Source organism: Mycobacterium sp. NPDC050853, assembly GCF_040653875.1.
Lineage (GTDB): Bacteria > Actinomycetota > Actinomycetes > Mycobacteriales > Mycobacteriaceae > Mycobacterium.
In genome coordinates this window covers 101,886-126,108 of sequence record NZ_JBFAGW010000002.1, presented here as the reverse complement: position 1 = coordinate 126,108, position 24,223 = coordinate 101,886, and the positions used below count along the sequence as shown (strand labels likewise).

Here is a 24,223-nt window from a genome sequence, read left to right as displayed (position 1 = left end):
GGCAGACACAGTCGTGGGCGACACACCGGGGGCTGACCGGAGGCGCAGATCCTCACGACCGTTGGGTGGCAGACGGGGTAGGACTACGTCACTAGGGGAGACAACACGCGCTACAGACACGCTTCAGGTCGATGTGTCGCCGCGCGACAAGAGGAACCTGATGTGTGCTCACCCGGCCAATTGTGCCATGCGAAGTTGATACCCTGCGCGACCGGGTCGTAATTCTGCTCACACTGAGCAAAACTCCCAGCGGGCTCACATTAATCCCGGCAGGAACCGCACAGAATTTTTCTCCTGCCGGGCACTGGCACACACTTGATCGGTGAGACCCGAAGCAATCGCGATACTGCCGCCGTTGGTGCCGGCGGCGGGGCGTCCCTTCGGGATCTACGTGCACGTGCCGTTCTGTGCGACACGCTGCGGATATTGCGATTTCAACACCTACACCGCCGATGAGCTCGGCGAGGGCACCTCGACCGGTGGCTGGTTGGAGGCGTTGCGTGTGGAATTGGAGCTGGCCGCGCGGACCCTGGGCGGGAATTCGCAGGTGGAGACGGTATTCGTCGGCGGCGGGACACCTTCCCTGCTGGGCGGTTCGGGGCTCGCCGAGGTTCTCGACGCGATCCGTGCCCATTTCACGTTTGCGCCGGGCGCCGAGGTCACCACCGAGGCCAACCCCGAATCCACCTCACCAAGGTTCTTCGAGACCATTCGCGCCGCCGGGTACACCCGCGTCTCGTTGGGCATGCAGTCCACGGCCCCGCACGTGTTGGCGACGCTGGACCGCGTGCACGCACCCGGACGTGCGGTGGCGGCCGCGCGTGAAGCGCGCGAGGCCGGTCTCGGGCACGTCAACCTCGACCTCATCTATGGCACCCCCGGAGAGACCGATGACGACCTGCGCCGGTCCGTCGACGCGGTGCTCGAGGCCGGAGTGGACCATGTGTCGGCCTACGCGCTGGTCGTCGAGGAGGGCACGGCCCTGGCCCGGCGTGTTCGCCGCGGTGAGCTACCGAACCCCGACGAGGACGCCCTGGCCGATCGCTACCAGCTCCTCGACACCGCGCTGTCGGAGGCGGGGCTCGGCTGGTACGAGGTCTCCAACTGGGCACGTCCCGGCGGGCAGTGCCGGCACAACCTTGGCTACTGGGCAGGCGGCGACTGGTGGGGTGCCGGGCCCGGTGCCCACGGACACGTCAACGGGGTGCGGTGGTGGAATGTCAAGCACCCCAACACTTATGCGAAGCAGCTGGGGGAGGGGCAGCTCCCCGTCGCTGGGTACGAGATCCTGGGTCCCGTCGAACGGCACACCGAGGAGGTGCTGCTGGCGGTGCGATTGAGCGCCGGAATCGCCTTGGCGGACTTGACAGTTGACGAGCGCGAGCGGGTACCCGCCGTGGTGGCCAAGGGGCTGGGGCAGCTGGTGGGCGATCGGCTGGTGCTCACCGATCAGGGACGGCTCCTGGCCGACGGCGTGGTGCGCACCATCCTGGACTAGGTGTCGCGTGCGGGGCCGACCTGGGAATCAAACAGCCCGCAACTGGTCCATATCGAAAACCCTGGCGTGCAGCACAACCCGATTACGAAGCGCCGCTCGCACGGCTCGATGCAACCCGTCCTCCAGGTAGATGACGCCCTGCCACTTCACGGCATGCGGAAACAGATCCCCGTAGAACGTCGAGTCCTCACTGAGCAGGCGGTCCAATGCGAGCACCGTGGTGGTGGTGACGAGCTCGTCGAGACGAATCTGCCGGGGCGGGATGCGTGACCAATCTCGGGTCGATAGCCCGTGCTCCGGATAGGGCTTTCCCTCGCGAACGCCTTTAAATATCACTGCAAATCAATCCGTATCGATCCGCCGTATCGGCCGTCATAACACCTGAGGTTAGCGTGAACGGCCTCGATGGAGGGTTGGCGCAGCCTGGCACCGTAAAATGAGGGCATATCGCGCCCGAGGGAGGTGACCATGGCTAGTGCCGACGATCGGCGATTCGAGGTGCTGCGCGCCATCGTCGCCGACTATGTCACTACCAAGGAGCCGATTGGGTCCAAGGCCCTGGTCGATCGGCACAGCCTCGGAGTTTCAAGCGCCACCGTCCGCAACGATATGGCGGTGCTGGAGTCGGAGGGCTACATCGCGCAGCCGCACACCAGCTCAGGGCGGGTCCCGACGGAAAAGGGCTACCGCGAATTCGTGAACCGGCTCGACGACGTCAAGCCGCTTTCGGGTGCCGAGCGCAAGGCCATCCTCAACTTCCTCGAAGGCGGCGTCGACCTCGACGACGTGCTGCGCCGGGCGGTGCGGCTGCTGGCACAGATGACCCGCCAGGTTGCCATCGTGCAGTACCCGACGCTGTCTTCGTCCAGCGTGCGTCACCTGGAGGTGGTGTCGCTCACCCCGGCCCGACTGCTGCTGGTCGTCATCACCGATTCCGGGCGGGTCGATCAGCGGATTGTCGAGCTCGGTGACGTCATCAACGACGAACAGCTGGCGAGGCTGCGGCTGCTGTTGGGTGCGGCGTTGGACGGGAAGAAGCTGTCGGCGGCCTCGGTGGCCGCCGCCGAATTGGCCGAGCAGGCCTCCGATGACCTGCGCGATGCGCTCACTCGGGCGGCAACGGTGCTGGTGGAGACGCTCGTCGAGCATCACGAGGAACGTCTACTGCTTGGTGGCACCGCCAACCTGACGCGTAACTCTGCCGATTTCGGCGGTCAGTTGCGCACGGTCCTGGAGGCGCTGGAGGAGCAGGTGGTGGTGCTGCGCTTGCTCGCCGCGCAACAGGAGGCCGGCCGCGTCACCGTGCACATCGGTCACGAAACCGCGGCTGAGCAGATGATTGGCACCTCCGTTGTCTCTACCCCGTATGGTGCGGGCGGAGCGGTATTCGGCGGCATGGGTGTGCTAGGACCCACACGGATGGACTATCCGGGAACCATCGCGAACGTCGCGGCGGTTGCCATGTATATCGGCGAAGTGCTAGCCAATCGCTAGCAGTATGTGAACAGATGAGGACGAACGAACACAGTGGCGCGTGATTACTACGGCATCCTCGGGGTGAGCAAGGGTGCCAGCGACAGCGAGCTCAAGCGGGTGTACCGCAAGCTCGCCCGCGAGCTGCACCCCGATATCAACCCCGATGAACAGGCGCAGGCGCGGTTCAAGGAGGTCAGCGTCGCTTATGAGGTGCTGACCGATCCCGAGAAGCGACGCATCGTCGACCTTGGCGGCGACCCGCTGGAGAACGGCGGCGGGGGCAATGGCTTCGGCGGCGGCTTCGGTTCGGGCTTCGGCGGTCTTGGCGATGTGTTCGAGGCGTTCTTCGGCGGATCGGCCGGCGGATCGCGTGGTCCGCGTGGCCGCGTGCAGCCCGGATCCGACTCCCTGTTGCGGATGCGGCTTGACCTCCTCGAGTGCGCGACCGGCATCAGCAAGCAGGTGACCGTCGATACCGCGATCCTGTGTGATGGATGTACCGGCAAGGGCACCCACGGGAACTCGGCGCCGAGCGCATGTGAGACCTGTGATGGTCGTGGTGAGGTGCAGACAGTGCAGCGCTCCCTGCTCGGACAGGTGTTGACCTCGCGTCCCTGCCCGACATGTCAGGGCGCCGGTGAGGTCATCACCGATCCCTGCCACAAGTGCGGCGGCGACGGCCGGGTGCGCGCGCGGCGCGATATCACCGTCAAGATCCCGGCGGGTGTCGGCGACGGGATGCGGGTGCGGCTCGCGGCCCAGGGCGAGGTCGGCCCCGGCGGCGGCCCGGCGGGTGACCTGTACGTCGAGGTGCATGAGAAGCCACACGACATCTTCATTCGCGACGGAGACGACCTGCACTTCACCGTGCGGGTGCCGATGGTCGAGGCGGCACTGGGCACCAGTGTGTCCGTGGACGCCATCGTCGACGGCCCGACCGTCATCAAGGTCGATCCGGGATCGCAGCCGGGTTCGGTGGTGACGCTGCGCGGGAAGGGCATGCCGCATCTGCGCACCGGCGTCCGCGGAAATCTGCACGCCCATCTCGATGTGGTGGTGCCGACCCGGTTGGATGCCAAGGAACGCGAACTGCTGCGCGACTTCAAGAAGACCCGGAGCAAGGAGGCCGCCGAGGTGGTGTGGGCGGAATCAGCCTCGGGCGGCGTGTTCTCGCGGCTGCGCGAGGCGTTCACGGGCCGGTAATCAATGGCGGCTGCCACGATCTTCTACGTCGAGCGGGTCCCCCGGGCCGGAGAAACGGTGGCCCTTGACGGGGACGAGGGGCACCACGCGGCGCGGGTGTTGCGCATGCGGGTCGGTGAACCGGTGATGCTGTGCGACGGTGCGGGCGAGGTTGGTGACGGCGTCGTTGCGTCCGTCGAACGTGCGGGCCTGTCGGTCGAGGTGACGCAGCGTTGGAGTGTCGCCGCGGCCCAGCCGAAAGTGACTGTGGTGCAGGCACTTCCCAAATCGGATCGTGCCGAGTTGGCCGTCGAGTTGGCCGTGGAGGCGGGTGCCGACGAGCTAGTCCCGTGGCAGGCGCTGCGCTGTGTGTCGCGCTGGGATGCGCAGAAGGCCGAGAAGGGGCAGCGGCGGTGGGAGGCGGTCGCCCGTGCGGCATCGCGGCAATCCCGGCGGGCTTTTGTGCCCGTGGTGGGGGCGCCGCGCTCGACGGCGGAGTTGGCGCATCTTGTTCGGGAACGGGCCGCCGCGGGGGCTGTGGTTCTGGTGTTGCACGAGTCGGCAACCACTGCGCTGAGCCTTGAGGGTGACCGGCTCGCGTCGGCACCGTCGGTGGTGCTGATCGTGGGACCCGAGGGCGGCGTCGCGGACGAGGAGCTGGGGGTTTTGACGGACGCGGGTGCGGTTCCGGTGCGCTTGGGGCCGACGGTGCTGCGTACGTCGACTGCCGCGGCCGTCGCGCTCGGCGCGCTTGGGGTACTCACCTCCCGGTGGGCGGCTGCCCCGCTGGAACACAAACGCGTGGAGCCTGACGGTTGCCAGCGGTAAACTCGAGGCAACTTCACAACCCAAGAAAGCAGGCGACCTTAACCACGTGACGAGCCGAGAACAAGGTGCTGCTGTGCCGTCTTCGGATGTACGCAGCAGCGTCGAGATTCCGAACGATCTCATCATGGGCCTGCTGGGTTCTGCTGATGAAAACCTGCGCGAGCTTGAGGACATGCTGGCGGCCGATGTCCACGCTCGCGGAAACACCATTACCTTCACCGGCGAACCCGCCGAGGTGGCGTTGGCCGAGCGTGTGGTCTCCGAGCTGATGGTGATCGCCGGTCGGGGCCAGCAGCTGACGCCCTCGACGGTGCGCCATACCGGGGCAATGCTCACCGGCGACCACGGCGAGTCACCCGCCGAGGTGCTGAGCCTGGACATCCTGTCGCGGCGCGGCAAGACCATCCGCCCGAAGACGCTGAACCAGAAGCGTTATGTGGATGCCATCGACGCCAACACGGTGGTTTTCGGTATCGGCCCGGCCGGTACCGGCAAGACCTACTTGGCGATGGCCAAGGCGGTCAACGCGTTACAGAGCAAGCAGGTGACCCGGATCATCCTGACCCGCCCGGCGGTCGAGGCCGGGGAGCGGCTGGGCTTCCTGCCCGGCACGCTGAGCGAGAAGATCGACCCGTACCTGCGGCCGCTGTACGACGCGCTGCACGACATGATGGACCCCGAACTCATCCCCAAGCTGATGTCGGCCGGGGTCATCGAGGTTGCGCCACTGGCATATATGCGGGGTCGGACACTCAACGACGCGTTCATCATTCTGGACGAGGCGCAGAACACCACCACCGAGCAGATGAAGATGTTCCTTACCCGCCTCGGCTTCGGCTCCAAGGTGGTGGTCACCGGTGACGTGACACAGGTCGACCTGCCGGGTGGCGCCCGTTCTGGGCTGCGTGCCGCAGCCGACATTCTCGACAATATCGAGGGAATTCACTTCTCGGAGTTGACCAGTGCCGATGTGGTTCGCCATCGGTTGGTGGCGGAGATCGTGGACGCCTATGCACGATTTGAAGACTCCGACGTGCAGGCGGGTAATCGAGAGCAGCGACGTGCGTCGGGGAATCGGAGCCGGCACCGATGAGCATCGAGGTTGTCAACGAGTCGGGTATCGACGTTGCCGAGGGCGAGTTGGTCAGTGTCGCGCGGTTTGCCATCGCGGCAATGGATGTCCATCCGGCAGCGGAACTTTCGATGATGCTCGTCGATCTCGCGGCGATGGCCGACCTGCACATGCGGTGGATGGATCTGCCCGGACCCACCGATGTGATGTCGTTCCCGATGGACGAGCTCGAGCCCGGCGGACGCCCCGATGCTCCCGAGCCCGGGCCGTCGATGCTCGGAGACATCGTGTTGTGCCCGCAGTTCGCCGCGGAACAGGCTGAGGCGGCGGGACATTCGTTGGCTCATGAGCTGGCGCTGCTGACTGTGCACGGCGTGCTGCACCTGCTTGGGTACGACCACGCCGAACCCGAGGAAGAGCGCGAGATGTTCGCGCTCCAGAACCAGCTGCTGCTGGACTGGTACGAGCAGCAGGCCCAGCTGTATCGCGATAGCCGGCTGCTCGACAAATCCCGCAACTTCGACGAGTGATGAGCGTCTTGCGCGAAGAACCTGAGGCCCGAGCATGAGCGGTATAGGGCTGCTGCTGTCGGCGATTCTGCTGGTCGGCCTCGGCGGTGCGTTCGCGGCCATCGATGCGGCTATCAACACGGTGTCCTCGGCGCGCGTCGATGAGCTTGTTCGCGAGGAAAGGCCCGGTGCGGTAAGGCTTTCTGTGGTGATCCGGGAGCGCCCGCGATACATAAACCTGGTCGTGCTGCTGCGCACCGTGTGTGAGATCTTGTCGACGGTGTTTCTGGTCGGATACCTGACCGCGCGGATGAGCCTGGGTGCCGCGCTGATGATTTCGGCGATCGTCATGGTGGTGACGAGCTTCGTGGCGATCGGGGTGGGTCCGCGTACGTTGGGGCGCCAGCATGCGTACTCGATCGCGTTGGGTGCCGCCGTTCCGCTGCAGGTTATTTCGGTTCTGCTCGGGCCCATTTCGCGACTGCTCATCCTGCTCGGTAACGCGGTGACCCCCGGACGTGGCTTCCGCAACGGTCCGTTCTCCTCCGAGATCGAGCTGCGTGAGGTGGTCGATATGGCGCAGCAGCGCGGTGTGGTGGCCGATGACGAACGCCGGATGATTCAGTCGGTGTTCGAGCTGGGCGATACCCCCGCTCGCGAGGTGATGGTGCCGCGCACCGAGATGGTGTGGATCGAATCTGACAAAACAGCAGGTCAAGCGACCTCTTTAGCCGTGCGCAGCGGGCATTCGCGTATCCCGGTGATCGGCGAGAACGTCGACGACGTCATCGGCGTGGTATTCCTCAAAGACCTTGTGCAGCAGACGTACTACTCGGTGAACGGTGGCCAGGACGTCAGGGTGACGCAAGTGATGCAGCCCGCGGTGTTTGTTCCGGACTCCAAGCCGTTGGATGCGCTGCTTCGGGAGATGCAGCAGCACCGCAAGCACATGGCGTTGCTTGTCGACGAGTACGGGGCGATCGCCGGGTTGGTGACCATCGAGGATGTGCTGGAGGAGATTGTCGGGGAGATCGCCGACGAGTACGACCACGATGAGGTCGCTCCGGTGGAGGATCTGGGCGACAAGAACTTCCGGGTGTCGGCGCGGCTGCCGATCGAGGACCTGGGGGAGCTGTACGACATCGAATTCGACGAGGACCTGGACGTCGAGACGGTGGGTGGGTTGCTGGCACTTGAGCTGGGTCGCGTTCCGCTCCCGGGCGCCGGGGCCACCTCGCATGGACTTTTGTTACAGGCCGAAGGTGGACCGGATGCGCGTGGTCGGGTACGCATCGGCACGATCCTGGTGCAACCCGACCCCGACTGCGGTGCGGTGGCAGCGGGCGATAAAGCGGAGGTAAGAGATGAGTGAGTTGGACGCTGAAGATAACAAGCTCGTGGTGCTGGCTCGTGGAGCGATGGGGCGCGCCGAGGCGAGATCGGGCGCGGCGGTGCGCGATGGTGATGGCCGCACCTATGCCGGTGCGCCGGTGACGCTTTCGAAGCTGTCGCTGACGGCGTTGCAGGCGGCCGTGGCGGCGGCGGTGTCCAGTGGAGCATCAGCCATTGAAGCGGCGGTGCTGGTCGGTGGTTCTCACGAGGACCCGGGTATCGAGGCGGTGCGGGAGCTGTCACCGTCGGCGACCGTCATCGTGACCGATCGCACCGGCGTGCCTGCGGGGCAATTGTGAGTGGATCCGATGCGGCGTTCAAATCCGGGTTCGTCTGTTTCGTCGGGCGACCGAACACCGGCAAGTCGACGCTGACCAACGCCCTGGTGGGGCAGAAGGTGGCCATCACCTCGAGCCGGCCGCAGACGACCCGGCACACGATTCGCGGGATCGTGCACCGCGAGAACTTCCAGATCGTGCTCGTCGACACCCCGGGTCTGCACCGGCCCCGCACGCTACTGGGTAAGCGGCTCAACGAATTGGTTCGCGACACGTATTCCGAGGTCGATGTCATCGGGCTGTGCATCCCGGCGGATGAGGGAATTGGCCCGGGAGACAAGTGGATTCACGAGCAGATCAAGCTGGTCGCGCCGCGCACCACGCTGATCGCCATCGTCACCAAGATCGACAAGGTGAGCAAGGAGCGCGTCGCCGAGCAGCTGCTCTCGGTGTCCAAGCTCGTGGGCCCCGATGTGGACATCGTGCCGGTGTCAGCGGTTTCCGGTTCTCAGACCGATGTGCTGACAGATGTTTTGGCGTCCAAGCTGCGGCCCGGGCCGGCGTTCTACCCGGACGGTGAGCTGACCGATGAGCCTGAAGAGGTGCTCATGGCCGAGCTGATCCGTGAGGCGGCGCTCGAAGGTGTGCGCGACGAGCTTCCGCACTCGTTGGCGGTGGTCATCGACGAGGTGAACGAACGCGAGGACCGGCCCGAGGGCTCGGAGCTGATCGACATACACGCCATCCTCTACGTCGAGCGGGACAGCCAGAAGGGCATCGTCATCGGCAAGGGCGGTTCGCGGCTGCGCGAAGTAGGGACCAACGCGCGCAAGCAGATCGAAAAGCTGCTCGGCACCAAGGTGTATCTGGATCTGCGGGTCAAGGTCGCCAAGAACTGGCAGCGCGATCCCAAACAGCTCGGCAAGCTGGGGTTCTGAGCTGCGCTCAGAACCCCAGCTCCCGCCGACACGCCGTGTGGTGGCGGATTCGTATCGCTCGTTTCCGCCACTAACGGGCGTGTCGGCGGCTCGGCTGGCCTTGTCGGTGGTGCGTGGCAGGGTCCGCGCATGGACAAACTCATTGTGGGTAGCGAGGCCATCGCTGCGGGGGTGCTCACACGGCATGAGCTTCGTCAGCACTACGACACGGTCTTCCGCGATGTGTATCTGCCTGCCGGGGCCGAACTAACTGCGGGTGTGCGCGCAAGGGCGGCATATCTGTGGGCCGGCAGACAGGGCGTTATCTGTGGGGTGTCGGCCGCTGCGTTGCATGGCAACTCGTACATCTCTGGTGATCGTGTGGTGGAGCTGAATCGGCAGCGGCGGAATGCGCCGAAGGGAATCGTCATCCGCGGTGACTGTTTGTCGTCCGACGAATGCACGATGGTCGGCGATGTCGCAGTGACTACGCCGGCGAGAACCATCTTCGATATCGGTCGACGAGTACAGACGAGTCGAGCCGTCGAGCTGACTGATGTGCTGCTCCGTGATTGTGATGCCACCGAAGTGGACGCACTGATCGCTCGGCATCGCGGCGCTCGCGGGCTTCGGCGCCTGCAGAATGTGCTCTTCCTGGCGGATCCTGGGGCCGAATCGGTGCAGGAAACACGGCTGCGTCTTTGTCTTGTGGGCGCAGGGCTTCCGCGGCCCGAAACGCAGATCGAGCTGCGGGGTTCAAACGGTCGGGTGGTTCGCCTCGACATGGGCTGGCGCGCAGAATGTTTGGCAGCGGAGTTCGACGGGGCGCAGCACTGGGGGGACTCGACGCAGCATCGTCGCGACATTGAACGGCAGGAGTTCATCGCAGTGATGGGCTGGAAGCTCGTCCGCGTGAGCGGTGATCAGCTGGCCAACGACCCTGGTGCGGTTGTGGCGCGGGTCAGGGCGGCCTACCGCGCTAGGGCGCGGGCCGCATGACCGCCGACACGCCCGCTTATGGCGGAAACGTGCGATACGAAACCGCCACAACACGGCGTGTCGGCGGCGAGGTGAGGTGAGGGCGGTGAGGGGGCGGTGCCGGGCACGGCGCAGGTCACCACCAGGGGTCGGGGGTCTCCGACGCCCAGTTGTTAATCGACTCCAGCTGCGCGGCAAGGGAAATCAGCAAAGGTTCGCTGTTCGCCGGCCCCATCAGCTGGACGCCGATCGGCAGCCCGTCCTCGGTGAACCCGGCGGGCACATTGATCGCCGGCCACCCGAGCACATTCCACGGCCACGTCATGGGACAGGCGCCAATCTGCCCGCGATCCGTTGCGACACTGCCGATACCGTCGAAATCGTAGATACCCGTGGGTGGTTGCGCGGTCGTCGGTGCCAGCACGACGTTGAAGCTGCCGAAGATCTTGCCGACGCGAGCCTGCAGCCGCGGCTCCGCCGCTCGTGCCCGTCGCAAGGCCCAGCCGGCGAGTTGCCGACCCGTTCGCATGTTCGCCAATGTGCGCTGGTCCCAATGCGCCCCGGCGTCCAGCCGCTCCCGCCATGGCAGCAGCCCGGCGGTCGCTCGTGGCAGGAAGTTCAGGCCGAGACCGATTCCGTAATCCGGATCGCCCTCGGACACCATGTGCCCGAGCGAACGCAGCTGGTGACCCACATAGCGGGTGGCGGTTTCGATCGTCGGATGGATGTGCGCCGGGAACCCCGAGAACGGAACCTTGAACGACAGCGCAATACGAAGCTGGCCCGGGTCCTCGTGGACCGCGTCGAGGACCCGAACGTGCGGCGGCTTGTGTAGATCTCCGGACACGTTGCCCGATGCCGCATCCAACAGCAGTGCGGCATCGGCAACGGTGCGCGCCAAGGGCCCGTGCACCGTTATCCCGTTGAACGCCTCGGCAAGTGGCCACGTGGAGATCCGGCCACGCTGCGGCTTGATGCCGATCAGATGCGTCCAAGCAGCCGGAATTCGGACGCTCCCGGCCCCATCTGAACCGATTGCCCCGGCGACGAGCCCGGCCGAAACGGCCGCCGCGCTACCGCCCGAGGACCCGCCGGGTGTGTGACCGCGGCTCCACGGATTGCGGGTATGCCCGAAGCCGGGCCCGCTGGTGAAGGCCCATTGGCCGAGCTCGCAGGTATTGGTCTTGCCGACGATCACCGCGCCCGCCGCGCGCAGCCGTCGCACCAGCTCGGCATCCTGTGACTCCGAGCCGACGGCCCCGGCGGTACCGAATGCGGTTGGGGTGCCTGCCAAGTCGGTGTCGTCTTTGATGGCAATGGGCACTCCGAGCAACGGCAGCCGTTCGCCCTTGGCCAACCGCTTATCGGCCTCGGTGGCGTCGGCAAGGGCGCTCTTGGTGCACACCACCCGGAACGCGTTGAGGGTGGACTGGCTGGATTTGATCGCGTTGAGCGCGGTGAGGGTCAGCGAGATCGAACTCACCGACCCGGATGCTAGCGCCGCTGCTTGGGACGTCAGCGTGGGAAAGCCCGACATGACCAGAAGGGTAAGCCGTTGGAATAGTGCGTCAATGCGGGGATTCGTCGGTACCAGATGGGAAACTGCTCGAATGCGGCTTTATCGGGATCGTGCTGTCGTGCTGCGGCAGCACAAGCTCGGCGAGGCCGACCGCATTGTGACCCTGCTGACCCGCCAACATGGCCTGGTGCGCGCGGTCGCCAAGGGAGTGCGCCGCACCCGCAGTAAGTTTGGGTCACGGCTGGAACCATTCGCGCATATCGATGTGCAGCTGTATCCGGGACGCAATCTCGACATCGTCACCCAGGTACAGGCCATCGATGCCTTCGCCGCGGACATCGTCAGTGACTACGGCCGGTACACCACCGCCTGCGCCGTCCTGGAGACCGCCGAGCGGATCGCCGGTGAAGAGCGGGCCCCGGCTCTCGCCCTGCACCGGCTGACGGTCGGCGCCTTGAGAGCGATCGCCGATCAGCAGCGTTCCCGCGAGCTGGTCCTCGATGCATATCTGCTGCGTGCCATGAGTATCGCCGGGTGGGCGCCCGCCATCAGCGAGTGCGCGCGCTGCGCCGCTCCCGGTCCGCACCGTGCTTTCCACGTGGGGGCGGGTGGCAGCGTCTGCGTGCACTGCCGTCCCGCGGGGGCGGCGACCCCGCCACAGGGTGTGCTGGAGCTGATGGCGGCACTGCACGACGGTGACTGGGCGGCCACCGACGAGGTGCCGCAGACGCAGCGCACCCAAGCCAGCGGATTGATCGCGGCGCATCTGCAGTGGCATCTGGAACGCAAGCTACGGACACTGCCGCTCGTCGAACGCGGGACCAGGTTAAATATCACTCATGGTGAAGAACAGCCAGCCCGATCCGCAGCAGGATAAGTACTACACCGACTGGGCCGACGTCCCGCCCGGCTACGCCCCGACGTTCCCGGATAAGACGGTGTTCCCTGCGGTGTTCCCCAAGCTGCTGCCCGGTGCGGGCACTGGCGGTACCCGGCCGCATCCTGCGCCGAAGCATCCGTCGGGCGCCATCCCGCCGGTCATTCCCAAGGAGCTGGTTCCCCGGCACGTCGCGGTGGTGATGGACGGTAACGGGCGCTGGGCGCGGGCCCGCGGGTTGCCGCGTACCGAGGGCCACAAGATGGGCGAGGCCACGATGATGGACATGGTCTGTGGTGCCATCGAGATGGGCATCCCGTGGCTCACCACGTACGCCTTCTCGACGGAGAACTGGCGCCGCCCCGCGGACGAGGTGCGTTTTCTGATGGGCTTCAACCGCGATGTGGTCAAGCGGCGCCGACACGATCTGAACAACATGGGTGTGCGGTTCCGTTGGGCAGGCCAGAAAACGCGGTTGTGGAGCAGCGTTTACAAAGAGCTGGAGATCACCGAGGAACTCACCAAGAACAACAGCACACTGACGTTGACCACCTGCATCAACTATGGCGGCCGGGCTGAGATCGCCGAGGCGACAAGGAGGATCGCGCGCCTGGTGGAATCCGGTCAGCTCAAGCCGGACCGCATCACCGAGGAGACCGTCGCAAAGTACCTCGACGAGCCGGATATGCCCGATGTTGACCTGTTCCTGCGGCCGTCCGGCGAGCTGCGCTCAAGCAATTTCATGATGTGGCAGGCGGCGTATGCCGAGTTTGTGTTCCAGGAGAAGCTCTACCCCGATTTCGACCGCCGCGACCTATGGGCGGCCTGCCTGGAATTTGCGCAGCGGGACCGCCGATTCGGATCTGCGTAATGAGCGACCTCGAAAACGGAGACGCTCAGGCCGTTCTTGACCGCGTGTACCGAGTGCTGCACCCGGTGCTGCCGGTAACCAAGGAACCCGACGGCGCGCTGACCGCCGACTACGAGGGCACGCTGGCCTCCATCCGCGCGGTCACCATCGCGCCGGGCCTGGAGGTGGTGTCGTTATCGCAGGTGCTGGCCTGGGATGTGGCCGTCAACGCGAAATCGCGGCATCTGGTCGACGGGCTCGTGCAGAAGTCTCTGTTCGGGAACATCCTGCTGATCGCCAAGGGGCGCAAGGCAGATGTATTGCTGCGCTACAACTTTCCGGCCACGGGCATCTCCGACGAGGCGCTGGTGACGTTGTTGTTGATGGTGTTCGCCACCGGTGCCGACGCGCGAAAGGCGTTGGGTAACTAAAGAAACGGGTAACTAGGAGGCCGGGCGAGCGGCGCTGCAGCGCCGGCAGAAGCCGAAGACCTCCACCGTGTGGTGGACGTCGGTGAAGCCGTGCTCCTCGGCGATATCGGTGGCCCACGCTTCGACCGCACCAGCCTGCACCTCGACCGCGAAACCGCAACTGTGGCAGACCAAGTGGTGATGGTGCCCGTCCGAACAGCGACGGTAGACCGATTCGCCGGTGTCGTTGCGCAGGACGTCGACCTCACCTGATGTAGACATCGACTGCAGGGTCCGGTAGACGGTGGTCAGGCCGATGCCTTCGCCCATGCGCTTGAGATCGTCATGCAGCTCCTGAGCCGACTTGAATTCGTCGGTCCGCTTCAGCAAGGCGGTAATGGCCGCGCGTTGACGGGTCGAACGCACGGTGCCCGGCAGAGCGGGCCGTTCCTCGCGCACGGGGCTCATCGCTGTTCCTCGGTGTGCGCTACCGCGTCGACGACGATATGGGAGAGGTGATCGTCGACGAGGCGGTACATCACCTCTCGTCCCTGGCGTTCCCCGGAGACCACGCCGGCCGCCTTGAGCACCCGCAGGTGCTGGCTGATGAGCGGCTGCGCGACACCGACGGCGTCGACCAACTCGTGGACGCAGCGTTGCGATTCGCGCAGCTGCAGCACGATCGCGATACGTACCGGTGCGGCGAGTGCACGGAGCAGCTCACCGGACTGTTCGAGGATCTCGCGCGGGGGCAGCGGCCCGGGCGGCGTGAGCGGAGCATGCGGTGGTTCGTCATGTGCGGAACTAAGCACGGTGTTCACCACGGCGCTTCACCTCAACCTGAATCACGCCCCGGCCTGTCCGGAGACCCAACATTCGGTCCGGCGGCAAACCGGACCCATCTATTGAGGGTAGTGGCCTATTGCCGTTCTGGTGGTAAGGGTGTGACCGTGGCGGTTGGTGCCCGGTGCAGACCCCTGCTGTTGCCGGGTCGAGTGCCGAGCTCCTTGGATGTTTGCTGAATCGCCTCGATCTGCCACCGTGCCCGGCGGTGTTCGGCACGGCGGGCCTGCAAGCGCCGCGGTAATCGATGATTTGTGCCGCGCCGGCGCCGCGTTCACTCCCGGGTCTGTGCCGTCGTGCCCCTCGGCTCCCTCCGATCAAATTATGTTCTCAAGCTGGCCAATTGTGAGTGAGTAGAGTCACAGCGCGCTCACAGGCTGCTGCGTTGACATGAGACGGCGCAGTCTCTACGTTATGAAAACGATAACCATTTCCAATTGAGACCATGACGCCTACCCGAGGATGATCGCGATGGCTACCTTTGCTACCGACGCCAATGAGCTGAAGAACACCGACAGTGGAAATCGGCCGGGGTGGTTCGTCAGCAGACGCGTCGACATCCTCTTTGTCTTCGGGCTGGGCGCGTTGTTGTCGGCGGTGCTCTTCGCGGCCGACGGACACAAGGGGGTATTCCTCGTCGGTGCGGTGGCCTTTTCACTGCTGTCCGACCTGCCTCATGTGCTGACGACGACGGCCCGGGTCTGGATGGATCCGCGGGAACGGTCGCGGTTCTGGGCGCACTACGTGATCAGCTTCATCGTGGTCGGCGCGATCGTCGGCACGCTGTGGTTCGGCGGCTGGCTCGTACCGCTGCTGGCCATCTGGGCCTATTGGCAGGTGTTCCACGTCGTCAAACAGCACTTCGGCATCATCAACATCTACGCCGCGAAGAACGGCTACAAAGGCCCGCGCGACCGGATCAAGTACGCGTTGTACGCGGTCTGCCTGGCCCCGGTGCTGTACCGGGCGAGCCATGGCCTGAACTTCTCCGAGTACGTGGTCTTAGGTCACCGGCTGCCCTTCTCGAGTCTGAGCGTGCCGGTGCCGCCCATCCCCGGATTCGTGGTAATCGGTGGATTCGTCTGCGCCGCAGTCCTGTTGGGTATGGCCGTCTGGGAGCAATTCCAGCTCAAGCGGGCCGGGCAGCGCGCGCTTCCGGCCATGTCGGTGGCGACCTTCGTTATTGCGGCGCTGTCCTACAACCTGTCCTACCTGCTGGTCTCAGACCTTTTCGCGCTCATTCTGATCGCGACGACCACACACAGCCTGCAGTACCACCTGATCAACTGGACGCGGAACAACACCCGCTTCGCGCGCACCGAGGATCCGGGCGAGAAGAAGCTGCTGCTGGCGCGGTTGTCGACCCGCAAGGCACTGCCGCTGTACATCGCATTCTTCGCGGGACTTGGCGTCCTCGCCGGACAGCTCGACACGGTCATCTTCGCGGTTCCGCTGACCTTTGTGCTGCACCACTTCTACATGGACGGCGCACTGTGGAAGAGCAAGGGCAACCCCGAACTGGCCCATGATCTGGGAATCGTTCGTGCTGGATAGAGGTCTGATCGAGAATTCGGCCGGGCAGCGGCTCGCCGGATCGCCGGTGACGGTACGCCGAGTGGAATCCCAGTGTGAGGCCAAGCAATTCATCGCGGTGCCGTGGCAGATCTACGGTGACGATCCCTGCTGGCGGCCCACGCTGCGCCGCGTCATGCGCGCGAAGATGGACTCGAAGCACAACCCGCTGCACCGGGAGGTGCAGATCGAGAACTTCGTCGCCTACCGCGGTGGCAGCGCGGTTGGCCGCATCTCCGCCAGTATCGACTCGGCATACGTGCAGCGCTACGGCGACTGCGCATTCTTCGGGTTCTTCGAGAGTGATGACGACGAGGAGGTCGCGGGCGCTCTGCTCGGGGCGGCCGAGCAATGGGCCGCGCGCCGGGACATCACCAAGATCGTCGGCCCCTTCAGTTACACCTCCCGCGAGGAGGTCGGCTTGCTGATTTCCGGGTACGACAGGCCGCCGGCCGTTATGCAGCCTTACAACCCGCGGTATTACCCACGGCTGCTGGAGGCGGCCGGATACCGCAAGAAGTTCGATACCGCCTCCTACCGTTGGCAACTTGACGGCAGCCAGGAGGTGCGGCAGCGCCTGCTCAAGCGGGCCGACGCGGTGATGCGCGACCAGGGAGTGACGGTGCGTTCGGTGCGGATGCGCGATTACGCTGCCGAGCTGGAGGTGCTGCGCGGGCTTTACAACGACTCCTTCGCCCACCATCCCGAGAATGTCCCGCTCAGTCGCGAGGTGTTCTCGGGGATGGCGGCGGAGATGCGGCCGCTGATCGACCCGAATATCGTCCGGATTGTCGAATCCGGGGGCAACCCGGTGGGATTCCTGCTCATGCTGCCCGACGTCAACGAGATCGCCGGACGCTCCGGCCGTCTCACCCCGGCGCTGCTGGCCCGGCTAGCGGCCCGGCGCGACGGGCGCATCCGCGGGATCGGCACCGCTGTCGTGGTGCTCATCGGCGCGGTGCAGACCCAGTTCGGCGCGGGCATCGGCAGGATCCTGGCGGGGGAGATCGTCCGGACGATTACCGGCAGCGGGTACTCCTCGGTTGCTACCACATGGGTACACGAGGACAACGTGTGGTCGAATTCGCTTACTGCCCAGATGAAAACAGATCCGGAGAAAATTCACCGGGTCTACCAGAAGGCGCTGTGATGGCCGGCCGCACATTGGTCACCGGCGCCACCGGGTACCTGGGTTCCACGCTCGTCGCATCCCTGGTGGAGGCCGGCGAGCGCGTCACCGTCCTGACGAACCCGCACGACCCTGCCGTACTTCGCGACGAGCTTGGCCGGAATGTCGATACGGCTTGCGCCGATATCACCGATGCGCAGAGCATCGACAACGCGATGCGGGGTGTGTCCCACGTCTACCACCTGGCCGGTATCGCATCGCCGAATTCTCGCCTTGGCCACAGGATTTGGCAGACCAATGTGCTGGGCACCTACCACGTGGCGCACTCCGCGCTTAGGCACGGTGTACAGCGGGTAGTGCACGTGTCCTCCACCGCTGCCATCGGGTACCCGGCCAATGGCGTGGTGGCCGACGAGGACTTCGACCCACAGGACTCGGTGCTCGACAACGTGTACGCGGCGACTAAGCGTGCGGGCGAGCGGCTGGTGCTGGACTTCGCCGATCGTGGCCTGGATGTGGTCGTGGTGAACCCCGCCGCCGTGTTCGCGCCGGGATCTGGCCCGGCCCGGTCCTGGCAGGGGCTGCTGGTCGCCGCACGCAAGGGGTTGTTGCGCGTCGTACCGCCCGGCGGTACCGCGGTGTGCTCGGCGCGAGATTTCGTTGTCGGCATTACGGCGGCGATGGCCAAGGGGGACAAGGGGCGCCGCTACATCCTGAGCTCGGCGAACCTGTCCTACCGGCAGCTCGGCGAGCTGCTCGTGGCCGCAGTGGGGCGCGAGCACCCGGTGCGGTCCGCGCCTATGGGGCTGTTCCGGACGTTGGGCAAGGGGAACCGGCTGCTGCGTGATATCTCCGCACGCTTCGACCCCGACGATGCGCTGGTTCCCGAGAACGTCGAACTGATGGCGCGCGAGCTGTACTACGCGCCCGATAGGGCGGTGCGAGAGCTGGGAATTCCCCTGGTGTCTACCGACGAGTTGATAGCGGAGTTTGTGCGATGACGGTCGAAGCGCGGCAGGCGCAGGGCGGCTCCAAGGAGGCGCTCGGCATATCGATGGCCGATGCGCGTGCGCTGGTAGCAGACCTCGCCGCGCGCCGTCAGTGGATCTATTGGCTGGACTTGGCCGCCTGCATGGTGGTCGGGTACACGGCATTCCTGCTGTGTCCGGTCGACGACCTGCTGTCACTCCGGGCGGCGGCGTGCATTGTGCTGGCGGCCTTCGCGTTCTACCGCGGCGTGTTGTTTGTCCACGAGATCGTGCACGCCGAGCGCGAGCTGCGCTGGTTCTCGGTGGTCTGGCATCTGGTGTGCGGAATCCCGCTGCTGACACCGAAATTCACATTCGAGTTCCATCATGAGCACCATGCATCACGCACCTACGGCACTGCCGAGGACGGGGAGTACGTGGCCTACGCCAGCGAGCCGCGCTGGCGCGTCATCCTGTTGCCGTTCAGCGCGCTGGCCGGGCCGTTGGCGTTCGTCTTCCGGTTTCTGGTGCTGGCGCCGCTGAGCTGGCTGGTTCCCGCGATCAGGCCCATTGTCCTGACACGGGCATCGTCGCTGATGATCGATGCAGATTTCGAGCGCCCGTTGCCGCCGGCAGGCACACCCCGACCCTGGCTGGTGCAGGAAATCTCCTGTTTCGCATACACATCGGCCCTGTTGGTGCTGCTGCTTCTGGGCGCGTACTCGCCGAGGCGGCTGCTGGAGGCGTATTTGGTGATCGCCCTGGCGTTGTTCGTGAACTGGCTGCGGGTGCTGGCGGCGCACCGATATGAGGGCAGCACCGAGCGCATGACCTTTCCCGAGCAGGTTCTCGATTCCATCGATCACCCGTCGGTACCCGTACTGGGCCCACTCTGGGCGCCGGTGGGGTTGCGTTTTCATGCGGTGCACCACCTCTTCCCCCAGTTGCCTTACCACCAGCTGGGTGAGGCGCGCCGCCGTCTCGCGGCGGCGACCCCGCCCGATGCCGGGTACTGGTCGACCGAAGACCGTTCACTCGCCTCATCGCTGCGGCGGCTGCTCGCCCACCCGCGTAAGGAGGGACTATGACTGCCAGCCAATTATCTTCCACAGCAAGAGAATCCGGGGCGTCCACGTACTCGCGGCGGCTGCCGATACGGCCGGTCGAAGCACGGGGATCCCGGGTGCGTGCCGACGACGGCCGCTGGTATGTCGACTGCCTGGCTGCTGCCGGGGCCATGTCGCTGGGCTGGAACCACCCCGTCATCAGTGAGGCCGTCATGAAGACGGTCTCCTCCGGGGAGCCGTTGCTGTCACTCGACTTTCATACCCCGGCCCGGGAACGATTCGTCGAGGATCTGCTGTCCATACTGCCGGTCGGGCTGGCCGCCGACGCGAGCATCCATTTGTGCTCGCCCAGTGGAGCGAGCGCGGTCGAGGCTGCCCTGATGCTCGCCGAGGTCGCCACCGGTGGCCGCGAACACGTTGGTGTACAAGGCGGTTTCCACGGTTGCACGCGGGCCGCACGTGCCGCGAGCTCCGGGGGCGGGTTGCGTCAGCAGCCGGTGGTGCTGTCACCGCACACGAGCTTCCTGCCGTACCCGCAGGACTACCGCAGCCCATTCGGGGTGGCGGGGGAACAGGGTGTCGAGCTGGCGGTCGCGGCGGCCGACGCTCTTGCGCGCCCGCACAGCGGCGTGACGGCACCGGCATCGCTCATCGCCGAGTTTATGCTGGGTGAGGGCGGCGTGATTCCTGCCCCGCCGCGGTGGGGACAGGCATTGCGTAGGGCCGCATCGACGCTCGGGGTACCGCTGATCGCTGACGAGGTACAGGCGGGCGTGTACCGCACCGGGCCGGCGTGGGCGTTCCAGCACTGCGGTATCGAACCCGATATGGTCGTGATCTCCAAGGGCCTTGGTTCCGGTATCCCGATTGCGGTTTTGGTGGTACGCAAGGAGTTCGACGTGTGGGAACCCGGGGCCTTCACCGGGACATTCCGCGGGAACGCCATGGCGTTCGCCGCCGCGAGCGCGGTGATCCGCTTCGCGCGGGAGAACGACCTCCCCGGGCAGGTTGCCGTCCGTGGCCGTCTTTTCCTGGATGGCTTGAATGCCATTGCGGCCCAGTCGAAACTGGTGGGCGAGGTGCGCGGGGCAGGGCTGATGCTGGGTGTGGAGATTGTGGACCCGGACCAGCCGTGGCCTGGCGATGCCGCGGCGCCGGCGCCCGAACTTGCCGGACAGATCCAGAGTGCCTGCCTGCAGCACGGCCTCATCGTCGAGACCGGTGGCCAATACGGCAACGTGGTGCGATTTCTGCCGCCGCTGACCATCGAGGAAGCCGATATCGCCGCGGCACTGAACGCATTCGATTCCGCTCTCGGTGCGGTAGCGCGCACTCGATCGGCCGGCGAGCCCGCATTGGTGGTGTCACGGTGACGCCCAACCCGAGCCCCTTCGTGAGTGATTTCCTCACGGGCGATAGCGAAACCACGTACCGCGAAGCCATCGCGCTGGCGGCCGATCGGGCGAGCGGCGCGCTGGGCGGCGCCACGAAGCCAGGGCTGGTGGACGGTTACGCGGCGCTGAAAAGTGATGTCGGGCGACTTGACCTCGACGATCCCCACGGGGTCGGGCTGAGTCGGGCATTGGATGAGGCGGCGGGGTTGCTCGCCGAGAAGTCCGTGGTGGTGACCCACCCCGCGTATTTGGCGCACCTGCACTGCCCGCCCGCGCTGCCCTCGTTGGCCGCTGAGGTGCTGGTCAGTGCGTTCAATCAGTCGATGGATTCTTTTGACCAGGCTCCCGCCGCCACCGCGATCGAGCAGCAGGTCATCGAATATCTGTGCACCAGAATGGGGTACGCGCCCGGGTCGGACGGGACATTCACCAGCGGGGGTACTCAGTCGAATCTGCAGGCATTGCTGCTGGCCCGGGACCTGTTCGCCCGCAACACCTACGGCTGGGATATCGCGGCACGGGGACTGCCGCCAGAGGCCGGTTCGTGGCGAGTGCTGTGCACCCGGCAGACACATTTCTCGGTACAGCAGGCACTCCGGCTGCTGGGGCTAGGGACCGCCGCCATTATCGAGGTGCCTACCGATGATGCCGGGCGGATGCGGGCCGAGGCCCTCACCGGGATCCTGGAGGGGGCGGACCGTGCGGGGACCCCCGTGTTTGCGCTCGTGCTCACCGCCGGGACAACCGATTTCGGTGCGATCGACCCGCTGGAAGCACCCGCCGCCATCGCCCGTGCGCGCGGGATCTGGACCCATGTGGACGCCTGCGCGGGCGGGTGCCTGATCTTCAGCGAGAAGTACCGGCACCTACTGCGCGGAATCGAACAGGCCGACTCGGTCGCCATCGACTTCCACAAGCTGCTGTTCCAGGCGATAAGTTGCAGTGCCCTGCTGGTACGCAGCCGCGCGAGCTTCGATGCGCTTGTCGCACATGCCGATTACCTGAACCCTGCCAGCGACTCCGAGCACGATGTGCTCAATCTGGTAAGCAAGTCACTGCAGACCACCCGCCGCTTCGACGCGCTCAAGGTGCTGGTCACACTGCGGGCGGTGGGCCAGCGGCATATCGCCGCGATGATCGACGCCACCTGCGCGGCGGCGTCATCCGCTGCACACGCGGCGGCCGAACACCCGGACCTGGAACTGGCCGCGCCCGTGTGTACCAACACCGTGGTGTTGCGCTGGCGGCAGCCGGATGTGGTGCCCGAGACACGTGATGGCATCAACGACGCGATCCGTGGGGAGCTGGCCCGCACCGGCAGAGCGATCGTGGGCCGGTCCAGCGCTGCCGGAGGTCAGGCGATCAAGCTGACATTCGTCAACCCGTTGATCACCGCGTCGATGGCGGCCGCAATGGTCTCCGAGATTGCCGCGCACGGCAACTGGATCTGGCGTGCCCGCGCCCTGGAGGTGAGCACCGTATGAGCAATTCGTTGGTGCGTGTCGAGCGGATCCGGGCATCAGATGCCCGCTTCCCGTGGGCGAAGAACGTCGAGTACTCGATATTCGGCCTGGAGAACGATTTCGCCGACGACGCCGATCTTGCCGCGCGCGAGATGGTGCACTACCGCACCTGGGAGCGGTCGTCGGAGATTTACGTGGGCTTCTCCGCGCAGTCGCCCGAGTACCCCGTAGGCGTATTGCGTTCACTGCGCCATGATCCCGAGCTCGGGCTCGACAGCTTCAGCACCCTGCGTGACGCCCGGAATTACCGGGACGGCGGCAAGGTGGCGCGCAACTATCTGTATCCGCAATGGGATTCGTTCTTCGACGGCATCGCGGCGGAGTGCATCGCCGAGCTCGCCACACAAGGAGTACGCAAGAAGCAGCGCCGCGCCGGGATGATCGAACAGATCTGGCAGGAGTTCTTCGGCAGCCTCGCCACCGAGGGCGTTCGGTTCGTAACGGTGGCACTGGTGGTGCCGCTGTTCGACTGGTACCACCACCTGCTGCCGGACCGGCTGCACCAGATCGGTGACATCCTGCCCAACTACATCGGCGCCGACAGCGTGCCGGCCGTCGTCGACATCAGCGGGTCTTTCGTACCCGACGCCGCCGAGGCGGTCCGCGACGGCTCGTTGTTGACCGCCACCGCCCGTGCTGCATACCCGTCACCCGATAAGGAAAGAACGAGATGAGATCGATTCACACCGAAGAGCATGTATTCCGCAAGGTCAGCGAGATCGACTGTCCCGTAGACAAAGTGTGGGAACGGGTTACCACCCAAGAGGGCATCAATGACGAGATGGGCCCGTACATGAAGATGACCATGCCCAAGGAGTTCCGGGGGAAGTCGATTGGCGATGTCAGCCCGGGTACCCGGATCGGCAAGAGTTTTCTGCTGCTGTTCGGGGTCCTCCCGTTCGGGTTCGACGACATCACCGTGGCGCGGCTCGAGCCCGGACGGATGTTCCGCGAGGAGTCCCTCATGACCGGCATGCGGGTCTGGGTGCACCACCGGACCCTGGAACCGGTGGCGTCTGAGACGGGCGAAAAGACCAGGGTGACCGATGAGATCACCCTGGCCCCGCAGGCGCCAATGGGCCTGATTCCCGGGTGGGGCAAGCTGATGAGCAAGGTGCTGGCGGCCTTTTTCGCGCACCGGCACCGCCGGCTGAACCGGACCCTGTCAGTCACCGGGGTTCCGCGGTGAGACGGCTCGCCGCAGGTGCTGCCGTGGTGCTGTCGGTAGCGGTGGCCACCGCATGCGCACCGGTGAACGAGGAGGCCGGTAAACCCGTCGGCCACGCCTTCCAATTGTTGAAGTACCCAGCGGTACAAGGGGACCCGGCGGCTGAACCGCAGGGCAGGTCGCCCTTCGGCGACTATGCGCTGGAGGTGTCCGGCTCGGTGACCTATCTCGGCGAGACCACCGCGCTGCCCGGCGCCGGTGTGATGACCGTCGGGCCGGGGCCGCGGCGCGGCGAGCTGAAGATCGAGCAGTACTACCAGGGCGACCGTTTCCCGTACGAGACCGGGATCGTCACCGGCGGTGAGGGCAAGCCCAGCACTTTGGACGCCATCACCATCGTCAACCCGCTGGATTCGCGGGTGACCCTGCAATGCGTCATTGACGGCGGAATCGCCTTGGTGCACACCGACGGTGAACGTGAGCTGACCGGCACATGCGGCGGGGGAGCGAAGGTGCACGGCCACGTCAGGGCCGATGGCAGCCGCAAGGCGATATGGCGCGACAAACCCGTCGAGCTCGTCCGCACCGTTGTGGATCTCACCATCTCCGGCGCGAGTAGCGGCCAGATCCACCAGGTGAACGAGGTGCCCAAGGACAGCACAGTCAGCAGCTTCCCGCTTTTCACGTCGATCGACGTGAGCATGACAGCGCAGGGCATCGGTCTCACCGAAAAGCTGGAACGCCATGTCCTCCCGAAAGTGAGGGACTGATTC

At 65.6% G+C, this 24,223-nt stretch carries 27 protein-coding genes; 22 read left to right on the top strand and 5 right to left on the bottom strand.

What is annotated here, in order from left to right; all coding sequences use genetic code 11:
• Positions 1-91 precede the first annotated feature (91 nt).
• Complete coding sequence (locus tag AB0H22_RS08875) at positions 92-172, bottom strand: Ms4527A family Cys-rich leader peptide (protein WP_358146693.1); 81 nt, start codon at positions 170-172, stop codon at positions 92-94.
• A gap of 150 nt (positions 173-322) precedes the next feature.
• Here AB0H22_RS08875 and hemW point away from each other — a divergent pair, with 150 nt between their 5' ends.
• Positions 323-1,498 (top strand): radical SAM family heme chaperone HemW, encoded by a 1,176-nt coding sequence (hemW, locus tag AB0H22_RS08870; RefSeq protein ID WP_358146346.1) that lies wholly within the window; start codon positions 323-325, stop codon positions 1,496-1,498.
• A 27-nt stretch (positions 1,499-1,525) separates the two neighbouring features.
• On the opposite strand, the gene AB0H22_RS08865 is transcribed toward hemW, so the two are convergent.
• Positions 1,526-1,834 (bottom strand): type II toxin-antitoxin system VapB family antitoxin, encoded by a 309-nt coding sequence (locus AB0H22_RS08865; protein WP_180751802.1) that lies wholly within the window; start codon positions 1,832-1,834, stop codon positions 1,526-1,528.
• A 132-nt stretch (positions 1,835-1,966) separates the two neighbouring features.
• On the opposite strand from AB0H22_RS08865, the gene hrcA reads away from it, so the two are divergent.
• The 9 genes from hrcA (at position 1,967) to AB0H22_RS08820 (ending at position 10,151) form a co-directional block, all read left to right on the top strand.
• Positions 1,967-2,992 (top strand): heat-inducible transcriptional repressor HrcA, encoded by a 1,026-nt coding sequence (gene hrcA, locus AB0H22_RS08860; RefSeq protein ID WP_180751803.1) that lies wholly within the window; start codon positions 1,967-1,969, stop codon positions 2,990-2,992.
• Positions 2,993-3,025: 33 nt separating this feature from the next.
• Positions 3,026-4,177, top strand: a complete 1,152-nt coding sequence (gene dnaJ, locus AB0H22_RS08855; RefSeq protein WP_180751804.1) for a molecular chaperone DnaJ — start codon at positions 3,026-3,028, stop codon at positions 4,175-4,177.
• A gap of 3 nt (positions 4,178-4,180) precedes the next feature.
• Positions 4,181-4,984, top strand: coding sequence for a 16S rRNA (uracil(1498)-N(3))-methyltransferase (locus tag AB0H22_RS08850; protein WP_358146343.1), 804 nt, complete (start codon positions 4,181-4,183; stop codon positions 4,982-4,984).
• 124 nt (positions 4,985-5,108) lie between these two features.
• Positions 5,109-6,077, top strand: coding sequence for a PhoH family protein (locus AB0H22_RS08845; RefSeq protein WP_219603457.1), 969 nt, complete (start codon positions 5,109-5,111; stop codon positions 6,075-6,077).
• Complete coding sequence (gene ybeY / locus AB0H22_RS08840) at positions 6,074-6,586, top strand: rRNA maturation RNase YbeY (RefSeq protein WP_180751807.1); 513 nt, start codon at positions 6,074-6,076, stop codon at positions 6,584-6,586. Before AB0H22_RS08845 ends, ybeY begins: the two co-directional genes overlap by 4 nt.
• Positions 6,587-6,620: 34 nt before the next feature.
• Positions 6,621-7,937: a hemolysin family protein gene (locus AB0H22_RS08835; protein WP_180751808.1), complete on the top strand. Its 1,317-nt coding sequence runs from the start codon at positions 6,621-6,623 to the stop codon at positions 7,935-7,937.
• On the top strand, positions 7,930-8,256 hold the full coding sequence (locus AB0H22_RS08830; RefSeq protein WP_180751809.1) for a cytidine deaminase: 327 nt from the start codon (positions 7,930-7,932) through the stop codon (positions 8,254-8,256). The genes AB0H22_RS08835 and AB0H22_RS08830 overlap by 8 nt, the downstream gene beginning before the upstream one ends.
• Positions 8,253-9,173, top strand: coding sequence for a GTPase Era (era, locus tag AB0H22_RS08825; protein WP_358146340.1), 921 nt, complete (start codon positions 8,253-8,255; stop codon positions 9,171-9,173). Before AB0H22_RS08830 ends, era begins: the two co-directional genes overlap by 4 nt.
• Before the next feature lie 129 nt (positions 9,174-9,302).
• The gene (locus tag AB0H22_RS08820; protein ID WP_358146338.1) at positions 9,303-10,151 is read left to right on the top strand and encodes a DUF559 domain-containing protein; all 849 of its coding nucleotides are present in this window, start codon (positions 9,303-9,305) and stop codon (positions 10,149-10,151) included.
• A 115-nt stretch (positions 10,152-10,266) separates the two neighbouring features.
• Here AB0H22_RS08820 and AB0H22_RS08815 read toward each other — a convergent pair whose 3' ends face one another.
• A complete protein-coding gene (locus AB0H22_RS08815; protein ID WP_358146336.1) occupies positions 10,267-11,667 on the bottom strand; it encodes an amidase in 1,401 nt (466 codons plus the stop codon).
• A 73-nt stretch (positions 11,668-11,740) separates the two neighbouring features.
• On the opposite strand from AB0H22_RS08815, the gene recO reads away from it, so the two are divergent.
• The 3 genes from recO (at position 11,741) to AB0H22_RS08800 (ending at position 13,807) form a co-directional block, all read left to right on the top strand.
• On the top strand, positions 11,741-12,526 hold the full coding sequence (gene recO / locus AB0H22_RS08810; protein ID WP_180751813.1) for a DNA repair protein RecO: 786 nt from the start codon (positions 11,741-11,743) through the stop codon (positions 12,524-12,526).
• 85 nt (positions 12,527-12,611) lie between these two features.
• Entirely contained in the window at positions 12,612-13,397 is a 786-nt protein-coding gene (locus tag AB0H22_RS08805) for an isoprenyl transferase (protein WP_358146692.1), read from the top strand.
• Positions 13,397-13,807 (top strand): hypothetical protein, encoded by a 411-nt coding sequence (locus tag AB0H22_RS08800; protein ID WP_180751815.1) that lies wholly within the window; start codon positions 13,397-13,399, stop codon positions 13,805-13,807. Before AB0H22_RS08805 ends, AB0H22_RS08800 begins: the two co-directional genes overlap by 1 nt.
• A gap of 12 nt (positions 13,808-13,819) precedes the next feature.
• On the opposite strand, the gene AB0H22_RS08795 is transcribed toward AB0H22_RS08800, so the two are convergent.
• Both AB0H22_RS08795 and AB0H22_RS08790 read right to left on the bottom strand, forming a co-directional pair.
• On the bottom strand, positions 13,820-14,212 hold the full coding sequence (locus tag AB0H22_RS08795) for a Fur family transcriptional regulator (protein WP_358146691.1): 393 nt from the start codon (positions 14,210-14,212) through the stop codon (positions 13,820-13,822).
• A 38-nt stretch (positions 14,213-14,250) separates the two neighbouring features.
• Entirely contained in the window at positions 14,251-14,598 is a 348-nt protein-coding gene (locus AB0H22_RS08790; RefSeq protein ID WP_043075889.1) for a metalloregulator ArsR/SmtB family transcription factor, read from the bottom strand.
• A 502-nt stretch (positions 14,599-15,100) separates the two neighbouring features.
• Between AB0H22_RS08790 and AB0H22_RS08785 the strand changes: the two genes are divergently transcribed.
• From AB0H22_RS08785 to AB0H22_RS08745, 9 genes are read left to right on the top strand one after another with little or no spacing between them, the layout of a single operon-like run.
• On the top strand, positions 15,101-16,183 hold the full coding sequence (locus AB0H22_RS08785; protein ID WP_358146334.1) for a hypothetical protein: 1,083 nt from the start codon (positions 15,101-15,103) through the stop codon (positions 16,181-16,183).
• The gene (locus AB0H22_RS08780; RefSeq protein ID WP_358146332.1) at positions 16,155-17,351 is read left to right on the top strand and encodes an N-acetyltransferase; all 1,197 of its coding nucleotides are present in this window, start codon (positions 16,155-16,157) and stop codon (positions 17,349-17,351) included. Before AB0H22_RS08785 ends, AB0H22_RS08780 begins: the two co-directional genes overlap by 29 nt.
• Positions 17,351-18,331, top strand: a complete 981-nt coding sequence (locus tag AB0H22_RS08775) for an SDR family NAD(P)-dependent oxidoreductase (protein WP_358146330.1) — start codon at positions 17,351-17,353, stop codon at positions 18,329-18,331. The genes AB0H22_RS08780 and AB0H22_RS08775 overlap by 1 nt, the downstream gene beginning before the upstream one ends.
• Positions 18,328-19,386 carry a fatty acid desaturase gene (locus AB0H22_RS08770; RefSeq protein ID WP_358146328.1) on the top strand — a complete coding sequence of 353 codons (1,059 nt, stop codon included), beginning with the start codon at positions 18,328-18,330 and terminating at the stop codon, positions 19,384-19,386. The genes AB0H22_RS08775 and AB0H22_RS08770 overlap by 4 nt, the downstream gene beginning before the upstream one ends.
• Positions 19,383-20,738: an aminotransferase class III-fold pyridoxal phosphate-dependent enzyme gene (locus AB0H22_RS08765; protein ID WP_358146326.1), complete on the top strand. Its 1,356-nt coding sequence runs from the start codon at positions 19,383-19,385 to the stop codon at positions 20,736-20,738. Before AB0H22_RS08770 ends, AB0H22_RS08765 begins: the two co-directional genes overlap by 4 nt.
• A complete protein-coding gene (locus AB0H22_RS08760) occupies positions 20,735-22,243 on the top strand; it encodes a pyridoxal-dependent decarboxylase (RefSeq protein WP_358146324.1) in 1,509 nt (502 codons plus the stop codon). Before AB0H22_RS08765 ends, AB0H22_RS08760 begins: the two co-directional genes overlap by 4 nt.
• Positions 22,240-22,956, top strand: a complete 717-nt coding sequence (locus AB0H22_RS08755) for a hypothetical protein (RefSeq protein ID WP_358146322.1) — start codon at positions 22,240-22,242, stop codon at positions 22,954-22,956. The genes AB0H22_RS08760 and AB0H22_RS08755 overlap by 4 nt, the downstream gene beginning before the upstream one ends.
• The gene (locus AB0H22_RS08750; protein ID WP_358146320.1) at positions 22,953-23,471 is read left to right on the top strand and encodes a hypothetical protein; all 519 of its coding nucleotides are present in this window, start codon (positions 22,953-22,955) and stop codon (positions 23,469-23,471) included. The genes AB0H22_RS08755 and AB0H22_RS08750 overlap by 4 nt, the downstream gene beginning before the upstream one ends.
• On the top strand, positions 23,468-24,220 hold the full coding sequence (locus AB0H22_RS08745; protein WP_358146318.1) for a hypothetical protein: 753 nt from the start codon (positions 23,468-23,470) through the stop codon (positions 24,218-24,220). Before AB0H22_RS08750 ends, AB0H22_RS08745 begins: the two co-directional genes overlap by 4 nt.
• Positions 24,221-24,223: the final 3 nt, after the last annotated feature.